The organism is Acidovorax sp. NN32, from assembly GCF_057597245.1.
The window spans coordinates 1,335,052-1,351,254 of sequence record NZ_CP199679.1; the positions used below are offsets into that span (position 1 = coordinate 1,335,052).

At 67.0% G+C, this 16,203-nt stretch carries 12 protein-coding genes; 2 read left to right on the forward strand and 10 right to left on the reverse strand.

The annotated features are described in order from the left end of the window. Positions 1-16: 16 nt before the first annotated feature. Genes ACT89O_RS06205 through ACT89O_RS06230 form a run of 6 tightly spaced genes read right to left on the reverse strand, consistent with a single transcriptional unit; the run spans position 17 to position 9,166 of the window. A complete protein-coding gene (locus ACT89O_RS06205) occupies positions 17-1,282 on the reverse strand; it encodes an MFS transporter (RefSeq protein WP_487262106.1) in 1,266 nt (421 codons plus the stop codon). Further along, the gene (locus ACT89O_RS06210; RefSeq protein ID WP_487262107.1) at positions 1,282-3,201 is read right to left on the reverse strand and encodes an IucA/IucC family protein; all 1,920 of its coding nucleotides are present in this window, start codon (positions 3,199-3,201) and stop codon (positions 1,282-1,284) included. The genes ACT89O_RS06205 and ACT89O_RS06210 overlap by 1 nt, the downstream gene beginning before the upstream one ends. A 25-nt stretch (positions 3,202-3,226) precedes the next feature. After that, entirely contained in the window at positions 3,227-4,366 is a 1,140-nt protein-coding gene (locus ACT89O_RS06215; RefSeq protein ID WP_487262820.1) for an NAD/NADP octopine/nopaline dehydrogenase family protein, read from the reverse strand. An 11-nt stretch (positions 4,367-4,377) separates the two neighbouring features. Then, entirely contained in the window at positions 4,378-5,421 is a 1,044-nt protein-coding gene (locus ACT89O_RS06220) for a PLP-dependent cysteine synthase family protein (RefSeq protein WP_436131619.1), read from the reverse strand. A 4-nt stretch (positions 5,422-5,425) separates the two neighbouring features. Further along, complete coding sequence (locus ACT89O_RS06225; protein WP_487262108.1) at positions 5,426-6,931, reverse strand: Y4yA family PLP-dependent enzyme; 1,506 nt, start codon at positions 6,929-6,931, stop codon at positions 5,426-5,428. A gap of 9 nt (positions 6,932-6,940) precedes the next feature. Beyond that, positions 6,941-9,166, reverse strand: a complete 2,226-nt coding sequence (locus ACT89O_RS06230) for a TonB-dependent receptor (RefSeq protein WP_487262109.1) — start codon at positions 9,164-9,166, stop codon at positions 6,941-6,943. A 254-nt stretch (positions 9,167-9,420) separates the two neighbouring features. Between ACT89O_RS06230 and ACT89O_RS06235 the strand changes: the two genes are divergently transcribed. After that, positions 9,421-11,241 (forward strand): chorismate-binding protein, encoded by a 1,821-nt coding sequence (locus ACT89O_RS06235; protein WP_487262110.1) that lies wholly within the window; start codon positions 9,421-9,423, stop codon positions 11,239-11,241. Positions 11,242-11,358: 117 nt separating this feature from the next. On the opposite strand, the gene ACT89O_RS06240 is transcribed toward ACT89O_RS06235, so the two are convergent. Further along, on the reverse strand, positions 11,359-11,718 hold the full coding sequence (locus tag ACT89O_RS06240) for a 5-carboxymethyl-2-hydroxymuconate Delta-isomerase (RefSeq protein WP_121507342.1): 360 nt from the start codon (positions 11,716-11,718) through the stop codon (positions 11,359-11,361). Between the two features lie 397 nt (positions 11,719-12,115). On the opposite strand from ACT89O_RS06240, the gene ACT89O_RS06245 reads away from it, so the two are divergent. Continuing rightward, positions 12,116-12,874, forward strand: coding sequence for a carbonic anhydrase (locus tag ACT89O_RS06245; protein WP_121421052.1), 759 nt, complete (start codon positions 12,116-12,118; stop codon positions 12,872-12,874). A gap of 65 nt (positions 12,875-12,939) precedes the next feature. Here ACT89O_RS06245 and bioF read toward each other — a convergent pair whose 3' ends face one another. Genes bioF through bioA form a run of 3 tightly spaced genes read right to left on the reverse strand, consistent with a single transcriptional unit; the run spans position 12,940 to position 16,201 of the window. Next, complete coding sequence (bioF, locus tag ACT89O_RS06250) at positions 12,940-14,208, reverse strand: 8-amino-7-oxononanoate synthase (RefSeq protein WP_487262111.1); 1,269 nt, start codon at positions 14,206-14,208, stop codon at positions 12,940-12,942. After that, positions 14,205-14,876 carry a dethiobiotin synthase gene (gene bioD, locus ACT89O_RS06255; protein WP_121507339.1) on the reverse strand — a complete coding sequence of 224 codons (672 nt, stop codon included), beginning with the start codon at positions 14,874-14,876 and terminating at the stop codon, positions 14,205-14,207. Before bioD ends, bioF begins: the two co-directional genes overlap by 4 nt. After that, a complete protein-coding gene (gene bioA, locus ACT89O_RS06260; RefSeq protein WP_487262112.1) occupies positions 14,876-16,201 on the reverse strand; it encodes an adenosylmethionine--8-amino-7-oxononanoate transaminase in 1,326 nt (441 codons plus the stop codon). Before bioA ends, bioD begins: the two co-directional genes overlap by 1 nt. Between the last annotated feature and the right edge of the window lie 2 nt (positions 16,202-16,203).

Sequence of the window (16,203 nt, forward strand, 5' to 3'; positions counted from 1 at the left end):
TGATGCGCCGTGGAGGTCATGGCCCGGCAAGGCCGGCTGCGCCTTGCCGGGTGCCGCGCATGCGCAGTACGGCGACGATGACCGCGAGGGCGCAGGCATAGGCCCCCGCTACGAGGAAGTAGGTGGTGTGCAGGCCCAGCAGTTGGGTCAGGCCCCCGCCCAGTGCGATGCCGGCCATGGACGAGAACTGGGCGGTGCTCTGCGCCACGCCCAGAATGCGCCCCTGGTGTTGCCCGCTCGTGGCATGCGAAATCTGGGCCATCAGCACCGGTGTGGTGGCACCCAGCAGCACACCCCAGGCAAAGTGCAGTGCGATAAAAAAAGCCACGCTGTGGGTGGCCCCCGCCAGCACCATCAGCAAGGCGCAGGCGGCAGCCACCCAGGCCATGCGGACCAGGGCGTCGGGGCGCTGCAGGCGCTCGAAGTAGCGCGCCCAGAGCGTGGCCGACACGATGAATCCCAGGGAGAGAAGCCCGTAACACAGGCCCACCACCCAGTTGTCCACGGCAAACACCGAGCGGACATACATCGCAAAAGGGGTTTGCGTGAGCATGCGGGCCACCAGCAGGATGCCCAGCACGGCCAGCAGCCCTGCCACGGGGGATGCAAACCAGGATGGTGGTTGCAGCGGCGCTGCGTTGCCCGACGTGGGTGGCAGTGATGGCACTGCCTTCACGCCCTGGGCGCTGCCTGCGGCAGGACGGGGCGGCAGCAGCACGGCCACGGCTGCAGCACACACTGCGCACAGCAGCGCTGCAATGAGGTTGATCCAGAAGAACGTGGCGTGGTCCAGGATGAGCCCGCCCGCCAGCGCCCCTGCCAGCGAGCCCACGTTGGTGGACACCTGCAGGTAGGCAAACAGGCGCCCCCGGACCGCAGGCACCACGGCGCTCACACCGTAGGCCTGCGCCGGTGCCAGATAGCCTGCGCACGCCCCTTGCAGAAAGCGCAGTGCAAGGATTGTCCAGACATCCTGCGTAAAGGCCAGGGCCAGCTGTGTGATGGCCAGCCCCAGAAGCGCCCGGACCATCATGGGCTTGTGCCCGAAGCGGTCCCCCACCTTGCCCCAGAACGTGCTGGTGAGCGCCACGCCCAGCATGGGGCCCACATACACGGCAATGGCCGCAAACGCCAGGACGCCGGGCGATGCGCCCAGGGACTGCAGGTGCACCGGCCAGAAAGGCCCGCTCATTTCCATGGCGCCCATGGAAATGAGCTGGATCACGAACAGCGCGTGAACCAGGCGGGGCAGGGCCCCGGAGGCGGCTGGCGTGGGGGCCATCACACCTTCCCGCAGGTCGGGGGCGCGCCCAGCGGATTGGGCAGCCGGTGCTGCAGGCGGTAGTCTGCGTATTGCTGCAGGTGCATGCGCAACACCGAGCGGGTGGGCCAGGCCGCATGCAGGAACTGCTCGCGCTCCGCGCGCCACAACTGCGGCTCGACACGCGCCTGCACCGCATCGAAGGCGCCCTCGGTTTCCTCGCGAAGAATCTCCCACAGCAAGGTGGTGGGCAATTGGTACTCGTGCGTGAGCGCCAGGGCCAGCTCATGCAGATGGCACACAAAACAGGCGTCGAGCACGAAGGTGCGCACGGGTTCGATGTCGTCCCGGAAAACAGTGGGCAGGATGCCCGGGTGCACATAGGGCTGCAGTGTGTAGCCGCGCGCTTCCAGGAGCGGGGCAAACGTGCGTCCGTCGCCAAAGTCCCGGATCAGCAAACCCCGGGGGCTGCCATCCTCGGAACACAGCACGGACGTGTTTTGCTGGTGGGCCTCCAGGCCGATGCCGTAAAGCAGGTAGATCGCCACCACAGGCCGTGTGACGGCGCGCGCGTACTGCCTGAAATACGCGCCCACCGTTTCAGGCGTGGCACGGCCCGCTGCGCGTTCGATCAGTTCCGTCACCAGCGGCCGTGCGTCCAGCGGCGAAGCCGTGAACAAGGTGGCCACCGTGATGGGCAGCAGACCGTCGCTGCGGTCCAGCGCTTGGCGGGCCCCGCGGTAGGCCACCGAGAGGTGCCGCCCCGGGCGGTCCTCCTGGCGGACCGCGTGGCGGTAGTGCAGCGCCACTTCTTCGGGAAAAATTTCAAGGCGGCGGTCAAAGCCGTTTTCCTCGGCCAGGATGCGTTCGATCACTGCGCTGATGCGCGGCCCCATGTGGATCGATTTGGCCTGCAGGCTGCGCTGTTCGCTGGTGAGCCACAGCGCCAGGGGCAGCTTGATGAACGGCGTGGCCCCGGGCAGCTGCGGCACCATCGTGCGAAAAGACATAGTGGGGCGGGTGTCGATGTCGATGCCGTCGGTGATGAGCACACCCTCGGCAATTTCGTCCGCGTAGGCTTCCTTCACGTAGTGCTCCAGGTGCCACGTGTGGATGGGCAGGGGCAGCCAGTCGTCAGCGTTCTGCTGCCGTGCCCGAAGGCTATCGCTCCAGCGCTGCCACACATCTGGGAACTGCTGGGAAAACCAGGTGCGGTAATCCCGCACATGGGGCATGCGTTCCACATAGGCCATGTCGGCCCGCAGTGCTGCGATGCGCACGGGCACGCACGCATTGAATTCCGGTGACAGCTGTGCGACTTCGGCGGGGCTCAGCTGGGGCTTGGTTTTCCAGGTGGGGTAGAAGGGGTGCCCTTCGAGCGAGCCCCACTGCTCCAGCAGCACCGCAGCATCCCGCGCGGTGCGGTGGTGGCGCACATAGTCCACCAGGCCCTTGGAGCCGGTGTCCAAAATGGCTTGCCGCAGTTCTTCGTTCCAGTGGCGGCGGTGGCCGCGTGCCAGTGCGTCATTGGCGACGCTGTTGGCCATGTCGTTCTTCAGCCCGGCGAGGCCCTGCGCTGTGGCGGTGAAATCAAAACAGGGCGCGAGCAGATCGATGAGCTGGTCGGGTGTGTCGATGGCTGTCTTCTTGCCGCTCGGCTCCACGAGGGTGATCGTGCCGTCGAGAAGGAAGGTGCGGGCGGGCGCAGCCCGCAGCGCGGAGAAATACACCAGGGCATGGTGCTCCCACAGCGGGAACCAGGCCGTATTGCCGTGCGGAGCAAAGACCAGTGATCCACTGTCGAGAATGCCTTCGGCAAACAGGCAGCGCACCAGGCGCCGCAGCGCGTTGTGCTGCGCGAAAGCCTGTGCGTCTTGTGGTGGTGAAGTGTAGGCAGAAGTTGGTTCCGGCCGGGCCAGGGTGTTGGTAGAGAGGTGCATGGGACAACAGGGCTGGGCACGCCCGTCAGGCGGGCCAGGTGGATGGGAAGTAGTCGAGCGCTGAGCCGCGCAGGCCCTGCATGTAGCCCACGTTCCAGTCGAAGATCTCCTGGATGTGGGGTAGTGGCACGTTGAGCCGCCGTCCCATTTCCACCAGCACGGCCAAGCCATAGGCGACATCCTCCTGGAATGCGCGGCTGTCCTTGTCGATCACGTAGCCGGGCTGGCCAGCGGCCTGCACCATCGGGGCTTCGATCGCGTCATAGGCCTGGTTGGAGCGCAGCACGGACAGCAGCGTGCGGGGGTCGCGTATCTGGTCTCCGTAGGCTTCGACGATCTCCTGGTGCAGGGGTTTGACCGACGACAGGTTGATGCCAAGGCGCTGTTCGGCGGCCTTGCGCAGGCGCTGGTTTTCTTCGTCGCTGCGCGCGAGGAAATACGCGCCCAGCTCGGTGCAGTCCGTCCACCAGCAGACGGGGGCGGGAAAGGGGCGTCCATGCCACTGGCTGTAGGGGCCTGCCAATCCATAGACCACCGAGCTGTGCATGATGGGGTTGCCCGGCGTCAGCGTGATTTCGAGGTAGTGGTCGAGCAACTCCACCGGTGCTGCGTACAGGCGCTGCAGCATCCGTTGCAGGGCAGTGCGTGCGCTGGCGCCCTCTCGGGCGTGGGTGCCCACGTGCAGCACCTGCTTGGCGCCCCCCATGCGCACCGAGACACCGGGGTGCAGGTCGTACGCGGTGTGGGGCACGTCCTTCATGCCCCAGATCACGGCGTTGGGCCGTTCTGCCAGGATGTTCTCGGCCAGCCAGTCAAAGCCGCAAAAGCCCGGAATGGCCCCCACATACACGGGTTTGTCGCGCGGCAGCGCCTGCACCATGCCGCGCAGCCAGGCGGCACGCACGTGGGCCGGCACGGTGAGGATCACCAGGTCTGCGTGGGCGACCAAGGTGGCATCGTGGCCCACTGTGTCCAGCCGCGCCCGCAGCGGGGGCGAGTCCGGCACCAAGGCGGTCAGGCCGTCGGGACTCTTCTGGTGGCGCGCGATGACGTCCTGCCGCGTGGTGAGTAGCGACACGCGAACGCCGGGCACCTGCTTGAACAGCACCGCGTTCAGGTGCCCCGTTCGCCCGCCGCCGCAGACAACCACGTCCAGGTCTTGCATGGCATCCACGTTCAGGCCACCTTCAGCCGGTCGTTGGTACGCGGCAGTTCTTCCACCACGTCCTTGGCCAGCCAGCCGTCGAGCTGCGCCCAGACCGTGGGGTCGATGATGTTGCGTTCCTTGAGCCATGCCTCGTTGAACACGGTGTGCAGGTACTTCTCGCCCCCGTCCGCCACCACCGCCACCACGTTGCCCGCGATCATGCCGCTGTGGATGAACTCCAGGGCCTTGTAGAGCACGCCGCCGGTGGAGCCGCCCACCAGCAGGCCCGTGTGCTGCGCGAAGTAGCGGGCGGTTTCAAAGGCCTGCGCATCGGTCACCTGCACGCCCAGGTCGATGCAGCTGTAGTCCAGCACCAGGCCCACGGTGTCTCCCTTGGGTGTGCCTGTGCCCGACTGGTAGTACGGCCGCCCAGGCTGCCCGAAGATGATGGAGCCCGCAGGCTCGACCGCGATGGTGCGGGTGCGGGGGTTGTGCAGCTTGAGTCCGCGTGCAATGCCCGTCATCGAGCCACCCGTGCCCACGCAGCCCACATACGCGTCCACCGGGCCTTGGACCTGGTCGATCACTTCGCGCACGAAGTCGAAGTAGCCGCCCGCATTGGCCACGTTGTCCGACTGGTTCATGAACACCGCACCGGGAATCTTGGAGGCCACCTCGGCCGCCAGGCGCTGGCGCTCCACCACGGCTACCTCGTCCTCGCGGTAGTCGCCCTCCACGTAGCGGATCTCCGCGCCCAGTGCGCGCATCACGGCGATCTTGTCGGGCGCGGCATGGTGGTCTACCACCGCGATAAAGCGCAGGCCGAACTCGATGGCGGCAATGGCCAGTCCAATGCCGGTGTTGCCTGACGAAGACTCCACCACCACGCCCCCGGGCTGCAGGCGGCCGGAGCGCATCGCCGCGACGATCATGTTGCGCGCCATGCGGTCCTTGATGCTCCCGCCCGGGTTGTTCTTCTCGATCTTGAGCAGCAGCCGCGTTTTCTTCGAAGGAATCGGGATGCCCAGGATGGGCGTGTTTCCGATCAGGTCCGTCACTTTGCTGAGAATCATGTCTTTACTCCGTTCGGTCGTCGTCTGGCGAAAAGGCCATGGCACCTGCCGCAGTGCGGGTGACTGCAATGCGGCGGGGCATGGGATGGCGGTGAAACTCGTTTTCCAGCAGGTCCATCTGGTAACCCGCGGTGTTGGCATACACCAGCAGGTCACCGGCCTGCGGCACACGCGCAAAGCCGATCCAGCGGTGGGTCAGAACATCGTCGTCCAGGCAGCTGTGCCCGGCGATGTAGGCATGACAAGCCTGTGGCGGCGTGGAGGGCGATCCGCTGCTATCCCCTGGCACCAGCAGGGGGTCCACCAGGAACTCGGAGCCGAACCAGGTCTCGCAGGCGCTGAAGCTGCTGCCTTCCACAAAAATCACATACCGCCCGTCGCCCAGGGGTTTCACCCGCGTGGCGCGAAAGACCGAAATGGCGGCCTGGTCCACCAGGCTGCGCCCGGGTTCGATGGCCAGCGTCAGGCCTGCCGCGTGCAGGGCCTGTGCCACGGTCATGCCCTCCGTGCACGCCGAGCACAGCAGTTGCTCCAGCCACATGCAGGCGTCCACAGGCCCGCCATAGGGGTAGAACGATGTGGGCACCTTGCCGTTGCGGTAGTGCGCGCCATCCTGCGCTGCGAGAAAAGCGCTGTAGGCGGCGGTGTCCACATACCGAATGGGCAGGCCGCCGCCGATGTCCAGCATCCGGGCGTTCAGCCCCATGCGGCGGGCTTCATGCACCCAGGGCAGCAGCTCGCGCACGGCTTGCACACGCGGCTCGACCGCATAGCCCGACAGATGAAAGTGAAAGCCTTCCAGAACCATGCGTGCCTCTGGGTTGGCCAATCGGGCAAGGCCCGCGCGCAGGTCGCCCGTGTCCATGCCAAAGCGACTGGTGTCCAAGGCCTGGGGCCGGTAGCGCAGCAGTACGCGCGCCCGCTGGCCCGCGCCAGCAGACTGCAGGCAGTGATCCAGGTCTTGCAGCTCCTGCAGCGAGTCGATGGAAATGAGGGATGCGTTGTCCAGCAGCAGCTTGTGGAACGCCCGGGTCTTGGCCGGGCCGGTGGCGCACAGCCGCGTGGGGTCTGCACCCGCACGCAGTGCGTCACCCGCCTCGTAGAGGCTGGATACGTCCACGCCAATGCCAGCCTGCACGGCCGCGCGGACCAGGGCGGGCGACTTGTTGACCTTGGCCCCGTAAAAAATCTCAAAGGGCATAGGGTGGGACTGCAGCACGGCCGCCAGCTTGCGCACGTTGTCTTCCAGCCGCTGGGGCCAGACGAGGTGCAGCGGCGAGCTGTATTGGGCAACCAGGCGCGGCAGCATCGCGGGTGATGCGAGCACCAGTGCTGCCACCGCTTCATCCAGCAGCGGTGGCAGGGCTGGGTACACCTTGGCTGCAGTGGCCGCTGGCGGGGGCAGCGGCGTTGGCGCCGCCGCGGGTACAGGGACTGCATGCCGGTGCGCCGCCGTAACCTTGTTCATGCCCGCCAGGTCCGCCAATTCACCATGGTGCTGGGCTCGCATGTGGGCGCCTCAGAAATCAATGGTGGCCGACACCACCAGGGAACGTGGCGCACCCTGCACCAGGCTGCCGTACTGCGATACGCTGGCCCAGTAAGCGCGGTCTGCCACGTTGCGCAGGTTGGCACGGAACGTCGTGGGCTTGCCGGCGATCTGTGTGCGGTAGCGGGCTCCCAGGTCTGCGGTGGTCCACGATGGAATGCCCAGCGTGTTCGCGCGGTCCACATACTGCTTTCCGGTGTGGGTGATACCCCCGCTCAGTGCCAGGCCCGGCACCCAGGGCAGATCCCACTCCAGCCCCAGGTTGGCCTGCACCGAGGGGACGCCGATGGCTTTCTTGCCCTGCGTGGCGGCGCTGTTGGTCTGGCTCAGCACACCTTGCAGCAGCGTCACGCCGCCGGTGACGGAGACGCCAGGCACCACACGGCCGGAGGCGTTCAGTTCCACACCCCGATTGCGCTGCTTGGCATCCACTGCAAACAGGCCGTTGGTCTGCTGGCCGCTGGGCTTGGTGATCTCGAACAGGCTCAGCGAGCTGATCATCCGGCCCCATTCGAACTTGGCGCCGATTTCCTTTTGTTTGGCCTTGTAGGGCGCAAACACCTCGCCTGCGTTGGAGGCCGTGGCCGGAGCGATGTCGCCTTTGCTCAGGCCTTCGATGTAGTTGGCGTAGAGCGATACGTTCTGCCAGGGCTTGACGACCAGGCCCGCCAGCGGCGTCACTGCGCTCTGGTCGTACGACGAGGCGACGGCGCCCGTGGTGGTGTTGAAGTTGTCGGATTCCACACGCTGGCGGCGCACGCCCAGCAGCACCTGCACCCGGTCGTCCAGCATCGACAGGGTGTCGGCCAGCGCGATGCTGGACAGCTCTGTGTCGGCCACCTGCGCGACCTGGGCCGGGGCGGCCACGTTCTGCGCCGGGCTGTTCACCGGCGCGTAGATGTTGGACAACACGGTGGTGCCGTTGACGGAACCACGACCCAGGCGGTCGTGGTAGGTGCTGGCCTGCAGCGTGACCGTGTGGCGGACGCCGCCGGTGGCGAACTTGGTGCGCAGCCCGGCGTCCGCCGTGCTCCGGTCCACCTCGAACTGAAAGCGTTGCGGCAACGTGCTGGTGTCGCCCTGCACATTGAGCAGGGTGGGGTTGCCAAAGAGCCGGTCTACCCGTGTGCGTCCGCCGCCTGCGTTGGCGAAGGCGGTGGTCTGGTCGTTCAGGTCGTATTCCAGGCGCAGCAGCAGGGAGCGGTCGGTGGTTTCAAACCATTCCCAGGGCTGGCTCACGTTGCGCCGGCCATCGGGTGCGGCCGGTACGGCCGTGGCCCCTGCGGCCAGAAATGGCCGGCGCTGTGGCGCATCGACACTTTCCTTTTGCGCGATGGCGTCCACGGTGGCGCGCAGCCGTTCTCCCTGGTAGTCGAGCGCGATCGCTCCCACGTCCGCCTTGCGCGACTGGTTGTCCAGCAGCGTGTCGCCCTGGTGGTGGCTGCCGTTGATGCGCACGCCCCACTGGCGTTCGGGGCCAAACCGGCGGCTCAGGTCGATCTGGCCACCGCCCTGTGCGGAGGGGCCGATGTCGGCGGAGATCCGTGTCAGCGGGGCGCTGGTGGCGCGCTTGGGCACGAGGTTGATGGTGCCGCCCACGCTGCTGGCCGGGGACATGCCAAACAGCAGCGCTGCAGGCCCTTTGACCAGCTCGATGCGCTCCGCGTAGTCGGCCAGCACGCGGTAGTTGGGGGCGATGCCATAGACGCCGTCAAAGGCGATTTCGCCCGAGTTCTGGTCGCCCACCGGGAAGCCTCGGATGAAGAACGAGTCCAGTTGGTCGCCGGAGTGGCCTGAGAGCCGGACCGATGAATCGTTCTTCACGATGTCGGCAATGGTGACGGCCTGTTGGTCCTGCACCATCTGCGAGGTGTAGCTGGTGGCGCTGAGCGGTGCGTTCAGGGTGTCGGTGTTGCCCAGCAGCCCCAGCCGGCCGCCGCGCGCTGTGTGCCCGTTGCCGATGGTGGCGGGCAGCCCTGCATCGCCGTCTGCCGTGACCTGGACCTCGGGCAGGGTACGGGGGCGGTCGGCGGCGTCCGGAGATGCGGTCTGAGCGCCTGCCGGGGCCATGATGCCGGCCGTGACCAGACTGGCGAGCGCCAGGCGTGTGGCGGCCGCGAGGGGGTGAAGGGGGGCCGCGCGAGCGGCGTCCAACGAAGAAGAAGGCAGAGAGCCTGGCACGGTCGGTGGCAGCACAGTGGTTCCTTGAGGGGGCAGGAGGCTGGCTGGCGACGGCTGGCTGCTTGGGGTGCATGTCAATGCACCGTATGGCAAAAATTATAAACAAGAATTATTCGCATTTGATGGATTTTTTGCTTGCACTTGCAACAGGACCGCGCTGCCCACCCTCCGCAGAGTCCAGCCCTGCGGCGTTTACGATAGGCGGCTGCCCCTGCTTGCCGCAGGGCGCTCGTTTCCTTCAAGGTGCTGCCGCCGCGCCCGCCATTTCCATGAATTCCTGCATCGACTTCAGTGCCGCGCTGGCCCCGTCAGCGCCCCGCCTTCGCCATGCCTTCCGCGCGCCCCGCGCCGTGCTGTCGGCCCGTGACCTGGCCGAGGTGCGCCCCGTTCTCGATGCCGTGTTTGCTGCCGCGCAGGCAGGCGCATGGTGCGTGGGCTACGTGCGCTACGAGGCGGCTCCGGCCTTCGATGCAGCCTTGCAGGTGCATGCCGCCCAGGGGCCGCTGGCCTGGTTTGCCGTCCATGACGAAGCGCTGCCGTGGCCCGGGGAAGCCGCTGCAGATTCGGCCGATGGGGCCCATGTGGAGTGGACCTCGGGCCCCTCGCGCGCGGAGTTCGATGCAGCCCTGAACCGCATTCACCAGGCCATCGGCGATGGCGAGCTGTACCAGGTCAACTACACCGCGCCGCTGTCGGGCCAGTTGCTGCAGGGCAGCGCGCAGGCCTTGTTCCAGGCCTTGCAGCGCTCACAGCCCGGCGGCTATGCCGCGTTCATCGACACCGGCAACGAACAGGTGCTTTCGGTGTCGCCCGAATTGTTCTTTGACTGGGAAAGCGGAGCCCATGGTGACCCGGCGGGTGGAGCCATCCTGGCGCGCCCCATGAAAGGCACCGCGCCACGTGGCGCCACGCCTGCGCAGGATGTTGCCAACGCTGAGCACCTGCGCTCGTCGCCCAAGGAGCGGGCTGAGAACGTGATGATCGTGGACCTGCTGCGCAACGACATATCCCGCATCGCGCTGCCGCACAGCGTGCGTGTGCCCGCGCTGTTTGCCACCGAAGCCCTGCCCACCGTGTGGCAGATGACGTCGGACGTGACGGCCCGCACGCGGCCCGGTACCACGCTGACCGACGTGTTTGCTGCGCTGTTTCCCTGCGGCTCCATCACCGGTGCGCCCAAGGTGCGCGCCATGCAGATGATCCATGCGGTGGAGCCCGCACCGCGCGGCGTGTACTGCGGCGCCGTGGGCGTGGTGCGGCCTCTGGGTGCCGCCGGGGCGGATGGGCAGCACCGCGTGGCGGCCACCTTCAACGTACCCATTCGCACCGTGGTGCTGCGCACCGACGGCGGCCACACCCAGGCCACCTGCGGCATTGGCAGTGGCATCACCTCGGGCGCGCAAGCGGACGCCGAATGGAACGAGTGGCGCCACAAGCGCGCCTTCGTGGAGCGTGCGAGCCAGCCTTTTGACCTGCTCGAAACCCTGGCGCTGGTGGACGGCCAGTGGCGGCATCTGCCCGAACACCTGGCGCGCCTGCAGGCAGCGGCGGTGCATTTTGGCTACCCCTTCGATGGGGAGAAGGTTGGGCAGTGCCTGAGGATGCTGGCCTCAGGGCACGGCACGGGCCCTTGGCGTGTGCGTTTGCTGCTCAATGCCACTGGCGAGCCCCGGGCCGAGGCCTTTGCACTGGCCCCCACGCCCGAGCCCGTGCGCCTGCAGCTGGCGCGCAGCCCGCTACCGGAGGCCCATGGCGAATTCGTGCGCCACAAGACCACGCGCCGCGCGCACTACGCGGCCTTTGCGCCCACGGCAGCCGGGATGTTCGACACGGTGTTGTGGAACGAGGCGGGTGAGATCACCGAAAGTACCTTCGGCAATATCGCCCTGCTGCTCGATGGCCGCTGGGTCACGCCGCCGCTGGCCTGTGGCCTGCTGCCTGGCGTGGGCCGCGCGGTGGCGCTGCGCGAGGGGCGTGTGGCAGAAGCCGTGGTGCGGCTGCAGGACCTGCCCCGCGTGCAGGGCTGGGCGTTCATCAACAGCCTGCGCGGCTGGTTGGCTGCGGAGTTGGTGGCAGAAGACCCAGGCTGATGCATCAGGGCACCCGCCGGGCTTTAGGGGTACAGAGTTTTGCTATCGAAATAATAGCTATCAATGACTATGGATAAGCGATAGGGCTAAATTTATTCAAAAATTGTCGCCGCTGGTTCAGAGCCGCTCTTTGGCGTACGAGCCCCGGTCCATATCGACGATCTCCACGCTCAGCTGCACCATCACGCCCTGGGGCTTGGGCGTGCGTTCGCGCAGCACGGCGGCGATGCGGTCGGACAGCTCCTTCTTGGCCTCGGGCGTGCGGCCCGCGAGCAGGCGCAGTTGGGCATGCACAAAAGCGCGGTTGGCGGGCGCGATGCCGATCTCGAAGCTGTCGGCCACGATGAAGCGGGTCTTCAGGTCCGCCTCGTCCTGCACCTGGGGGTGGGCGCACAGGGTGGCATTCAGGGCCGTCAGCGTTTCGGCCTCTGGGTAGTGGGGCAGGTTGGCCGAGTATTCAATGGTCAGGTGGGGCATGGAGTGGGTCCGGTTCGGTCGAGTGAATTCACTTCAAAGCCATGGTAGACAGGTTCTAAGAACCTGTTGAAGTTCTTTTCAGGGTCGCACAAGCGCCGCAACGCCGCAGGCCGCCCGGCAAGGTACTTGCCCGAAGGGTTGGAGTGAAATCGGGCGATTGGAAGCCTCTGCTGCTTGCATGGGCACGAGCCCATGCGGCGCCTCCGAAGCATCCACGTCCATCACGATGGCACTCCAATGCGATCCCCGAAAAGATTCTGAACAGGTTCTAAAGCCAGCAACCCTTGGGCCGTCAGTGGCACCCAGCAGTTTAAGCCGCCGTTAAGCAAGGCTGCTGACTATCACGCGGCTGCTTGCAGCAGCTTGTTTTTCATCAACTTGTTGTTCCTTAAGAGCCATGACACCCCCCTTCTTGATCCAAAAAACCACATTGTTTGCCCTCCTGCTGTGCGCCGCCACCTGGGCCAGCGCCGAGGGCGCCCACCCGCACTGGGAATACAAGGGCAAACACGGCGCCGCCCACTGGGGCGCGCTGGAGCCTGGTTTTGAGGCCTGTGCACGTGGTGCGGCGCAAAGCCCCATCGACATTCGCAATACCGTGAAAGAGGCGCTGCCTGCGCTGGATTTCCAGTACACGGCAGGTGCCCCCACGCTGGTCAACAACGGGCACACGGTGCAGGTGAACATGCCTGCGGGCAGCAAGCTGGTGGTGGACGGCAAGGCGATGGAGCTGCTGCAGTTCCACTTCCACACCCCCAGCGAAGAGGCCATTGGCGGCAAGCACGCGGCCATGGTGGCCCACTTTGTGCACAAGGCTGCGGACGGAGGACTGGGCGTGGTGGCGGTGCTGATCCAGCCGGGCAAGACGAATGCGGCCTGGGCCCCCATCTTTGCGCACCTGCCGCGTGTGGGTGAGCAGGTGACGGTGGACGGGCTCACGCTGGACGCCAGCACCCTGTTGCCCGCCAAGAAGGGTTACTACAGCTTTGCAGGGTCGTTGACCACGCCGCCCTGTTCCGAAGGCGTGCAGTGGATGGTGCTCAAGGAACCCGTGAAACTGGGTGCCCAGCAGATCAAGGCGTTCCGCCAGCTCTATAACGCCAACGCGCGCCCAGTGCAGCCGCTCAATGGCCGCATCGTGAAAGAAAGTACCTGACTGTGACCAGCCGGTCCGCTGGTTCCAGGGGGCGGCTGAGTCGCAGGTCGATGTTCAGGCCATAGTCAGGCTGTAGCGGCCGCAGGCGCCACGCTGGTGTCTTCGGTTTTTTGGTGAAGAGCCACCACGCAGTCGGCGGCATGTGCCGCCAGCGCTGCCAGCAACGCATCCACATCCGCCGCCGTGTGCGCGGCAGACAGCGCAATGCGCAACCGGGCCGTACCCACGGGCACCGTGGGCGGGCGGATGGCGGGCACCCACAGGCCCCGCTGGCGCAGGCTTTCCATCGCGGCCAGGGCCGCTTCGTTGCTGCCGATGACGAGCGCCTGCACCGCCGTGTGGGATGGCAGCAGGTGCCAGCCCAGTTCCGGGGGCAGCGCGGCCAGGCCTTCGCGCAGTTGCGCAATGCGCTTGCAAAGCCCCTCTCGCAGGTCGTCCGCAGTCGCGATCAGCTCCAGGCTTTTGCGCAATGCGCTTGCCAGCAGGGGTGGTGCGGCCGTGGCAAAGATGTAGGTGCGGGTCTTTTGCAGCAGCCATTCAATGAGTGCAGCATCTCCCGCCACAAAGGCGCCCGCCACGCCCGCTGCCTTGCCCAGCGTGGCCATGTAGAGCACGCGGCGCGAGGCGGTGGTACCCGTCAGGCCCGCTTGCGCGAGGCTGCCGCGCCCTTGGGGGCCGAGCACGCCAAAACCATGGGCGTCGTCCAGCAGCAGCAGCGCGTCGTAGCGCTCGCACAGCGCCAGCAGGGCGGGGATGTCGATCAGGTCGCCATCCATGCTGAACACTGCGTCGCTGACCACTAGCTTGCGCCGTGCAGGGCTGGCGGCCAGAGCAGTCTCCAGCGCGGCCAGGTCGGCGTGGGCGTAGCGGTCGATGGTGGCGCGCGACAGGCGCGCGCCATCGATCAGGCAGGCGTGGTTGAGCGCGTCGGAGAACAGCGCATCGCCAGCGCCCACCAGCGCGGGGATGATGCCGGCGTTGGTGGCGTAGCCCGCGTAGAAGTACAGCGCACGGGGCAGCTGCACAAAGGCGGCCAGGTCGCGCTCCAGTGCATCGTTCGCGGCGCTGTGGCCGCTGACCAGGGGTGATCCGCCCGAGCCCACGCCAAAGGTGTGCGTGGCGTCCCGAGCGGCCTCGGCCAGCGCGGGGTGGCCGGCCAGGCCCAGGTAGTCGTTGCTGCAAAAGGCCAGCATGGGCTGGCCGTCCACCAGCAGGTGGGCACCGCCCGCGGGTTGCACCACGCGGCGGCGGCGCAGCAGGTGGGCGCGCTCGATGTCGGCCAGGCGCCCCGGGATCTCGTCGAGCCAGGAGGTGGGGTGGGATTCCTGCGTCATAGCCATTCCCCGGGCAGTTCAAACACCAGGCTGCGCGCATCGGGAAGGTCCTGGTACGGCACCTCGGCCAGCAGCGGCACGCCCAGGCGCGCACGCAGGTAGGCGATGTTCTCGTCAGCCGCCTCCATCTCGGGGTCCACACGGTTGGCCACCCAACCCACCAGCACGAGGCCACGCGCCCGGATGGCCTCGGCAGTCAGCAACGCATGGCTGAGGCAGCCCAGCCGTAAACCCACCACCAGCACCACGGGCAGGGCCAGGGCCTGGGCCAGGTCGGCACCGGTCTGGGTGTCGGTCAGCGGCACATGAAAACCGCCCGCGCCCTCCACCACCACGGCATCCGCCTGGGCGGCCAGCGCCTGGTAGCTGCGCACGATGGCCGCGATATCAATCTGCACCCCGGCACGTTCGGCCGCAATGTGGGGCGACAACGGGTCGAGCAGCAGCACGGGGTTGTCCAGCTCGGGTGCGACGGCCAGGGTGGAGGCCGAGCGCAGCGCGATCGCGTCCTCGCTGGCCCAGTCCTCGCCCCAGGGCACCACACCGGCCGCCACGGGCTTCATGCCGACCACACGGCGGTGGTGCGGCGCCAGGGCGTGCAACAGGCCGGTGGACACCAGCGTCTTGCCGACGCCGGTGTCGGTGCCGGTGACAAAACATCCAATCATCAATTCTCCTCTTGCAGCGTGGCGTTCAGCGCAGCGAGCGCGCCGCTGGCCAGGCATTGCACGGCTTCGTCGTCGAGCACGTAGGGCGGCATGGCATACAGCGTCTTGCCGATGGGACGCAGCACCAGCCCCCGCGCCATGGCGTGCTGGTGGTAGCGGCGGGAAAAGTCGGGCAGCGTGGTGTCCACATCCCAGGCCCAGATCATTCCGAGGCGGCGCGCATGGCGCACACGTGGATGCTGTGCCAAGGGTGCGCACGCCGCATCGATGCGTTGCGCCAGTGCCTTGTTGGCATTCAGCGCATCCAGCTGTTCAAACAGCTCCAGCGTGGCCAGCGCTGCGCGGCAGGCCAGGGGGTTGCCGGTGTACGAGTGCGAATGCAGAAAGCCGCGCGCCACATCGTCGTCGTAGAACGCGGCGTACACCACATCCGTGGTCAGCACGGCCGAGAGCGGCAGCGTGCCGCCAGTCAGTCCCTTGGACAGGCATATGAAATCCGGTCGGATGCCCGCCTGTTGGTGCGCGAACATCGTGCCCGTGCGGCCAAAGCCGACGGCGATCTCGTCCACCACCAGGTGCACCTCGTAGCGGTCGCACAGTGCGCGCGCCAGGCGCAGGTATTCGGGGTCGTGCATCGCCATGCCTGCTGCACATTGCACCAGGGGCTCGACGATGAAGGCTGCGGTGGTGCTGTGGTGCTCTTGCAACCACGCCTCCAGCGCCGCAGCAGCGCACCGGGCCACATCCTGGGCGGTTTCGCCCGGGCCTGCGCCGCGTGCATCGGGGCTGGGCACGGTGTCGGCCAGGCGCACCAGGGGCGCATAGGCCTCGCGGAAGATCGCGATGTCGGTCACGGCCAGCGCGCCCACGGTTTCGCCGTGGTAGCCACCGGCCAGACCCACAAAGCGGCTCTTGGCGGGGCGGCCTGTGTTGCGCCAGTAGTGCGCGCTCATCTTCAAGGCGATCTCGGTCGCGGCTGCGCCGTCGCTGCCATAGAACGCGTGGCCCAGGCCGGTAAGCGCAGCAAGGCGCTCCGACAGTTCCACCACAGGCGCATGGGTGAAGCCCGCCAGCATCACATGGTCCAGTTGGCCCAGCTGGTCCACGAGCGACGCCTGGATGTGCGGGTGGCTGTGCCCAAACAGGTTGACCCACCAGGAGCTGATGCCGTCCAGATAACGCTGGCCGTCGGTGCCGTAGAGCCACGGGCCTTGGGCGCGTGCAACGGCCACGGGTGGCTGAGCCTCGTGCCGCTTCATCTGCGTGCACGGGTGCCAGACGGCGGCCAAGCTGCGGGCCACCAGTCCGTCGTGTTGTGGCTGCATGG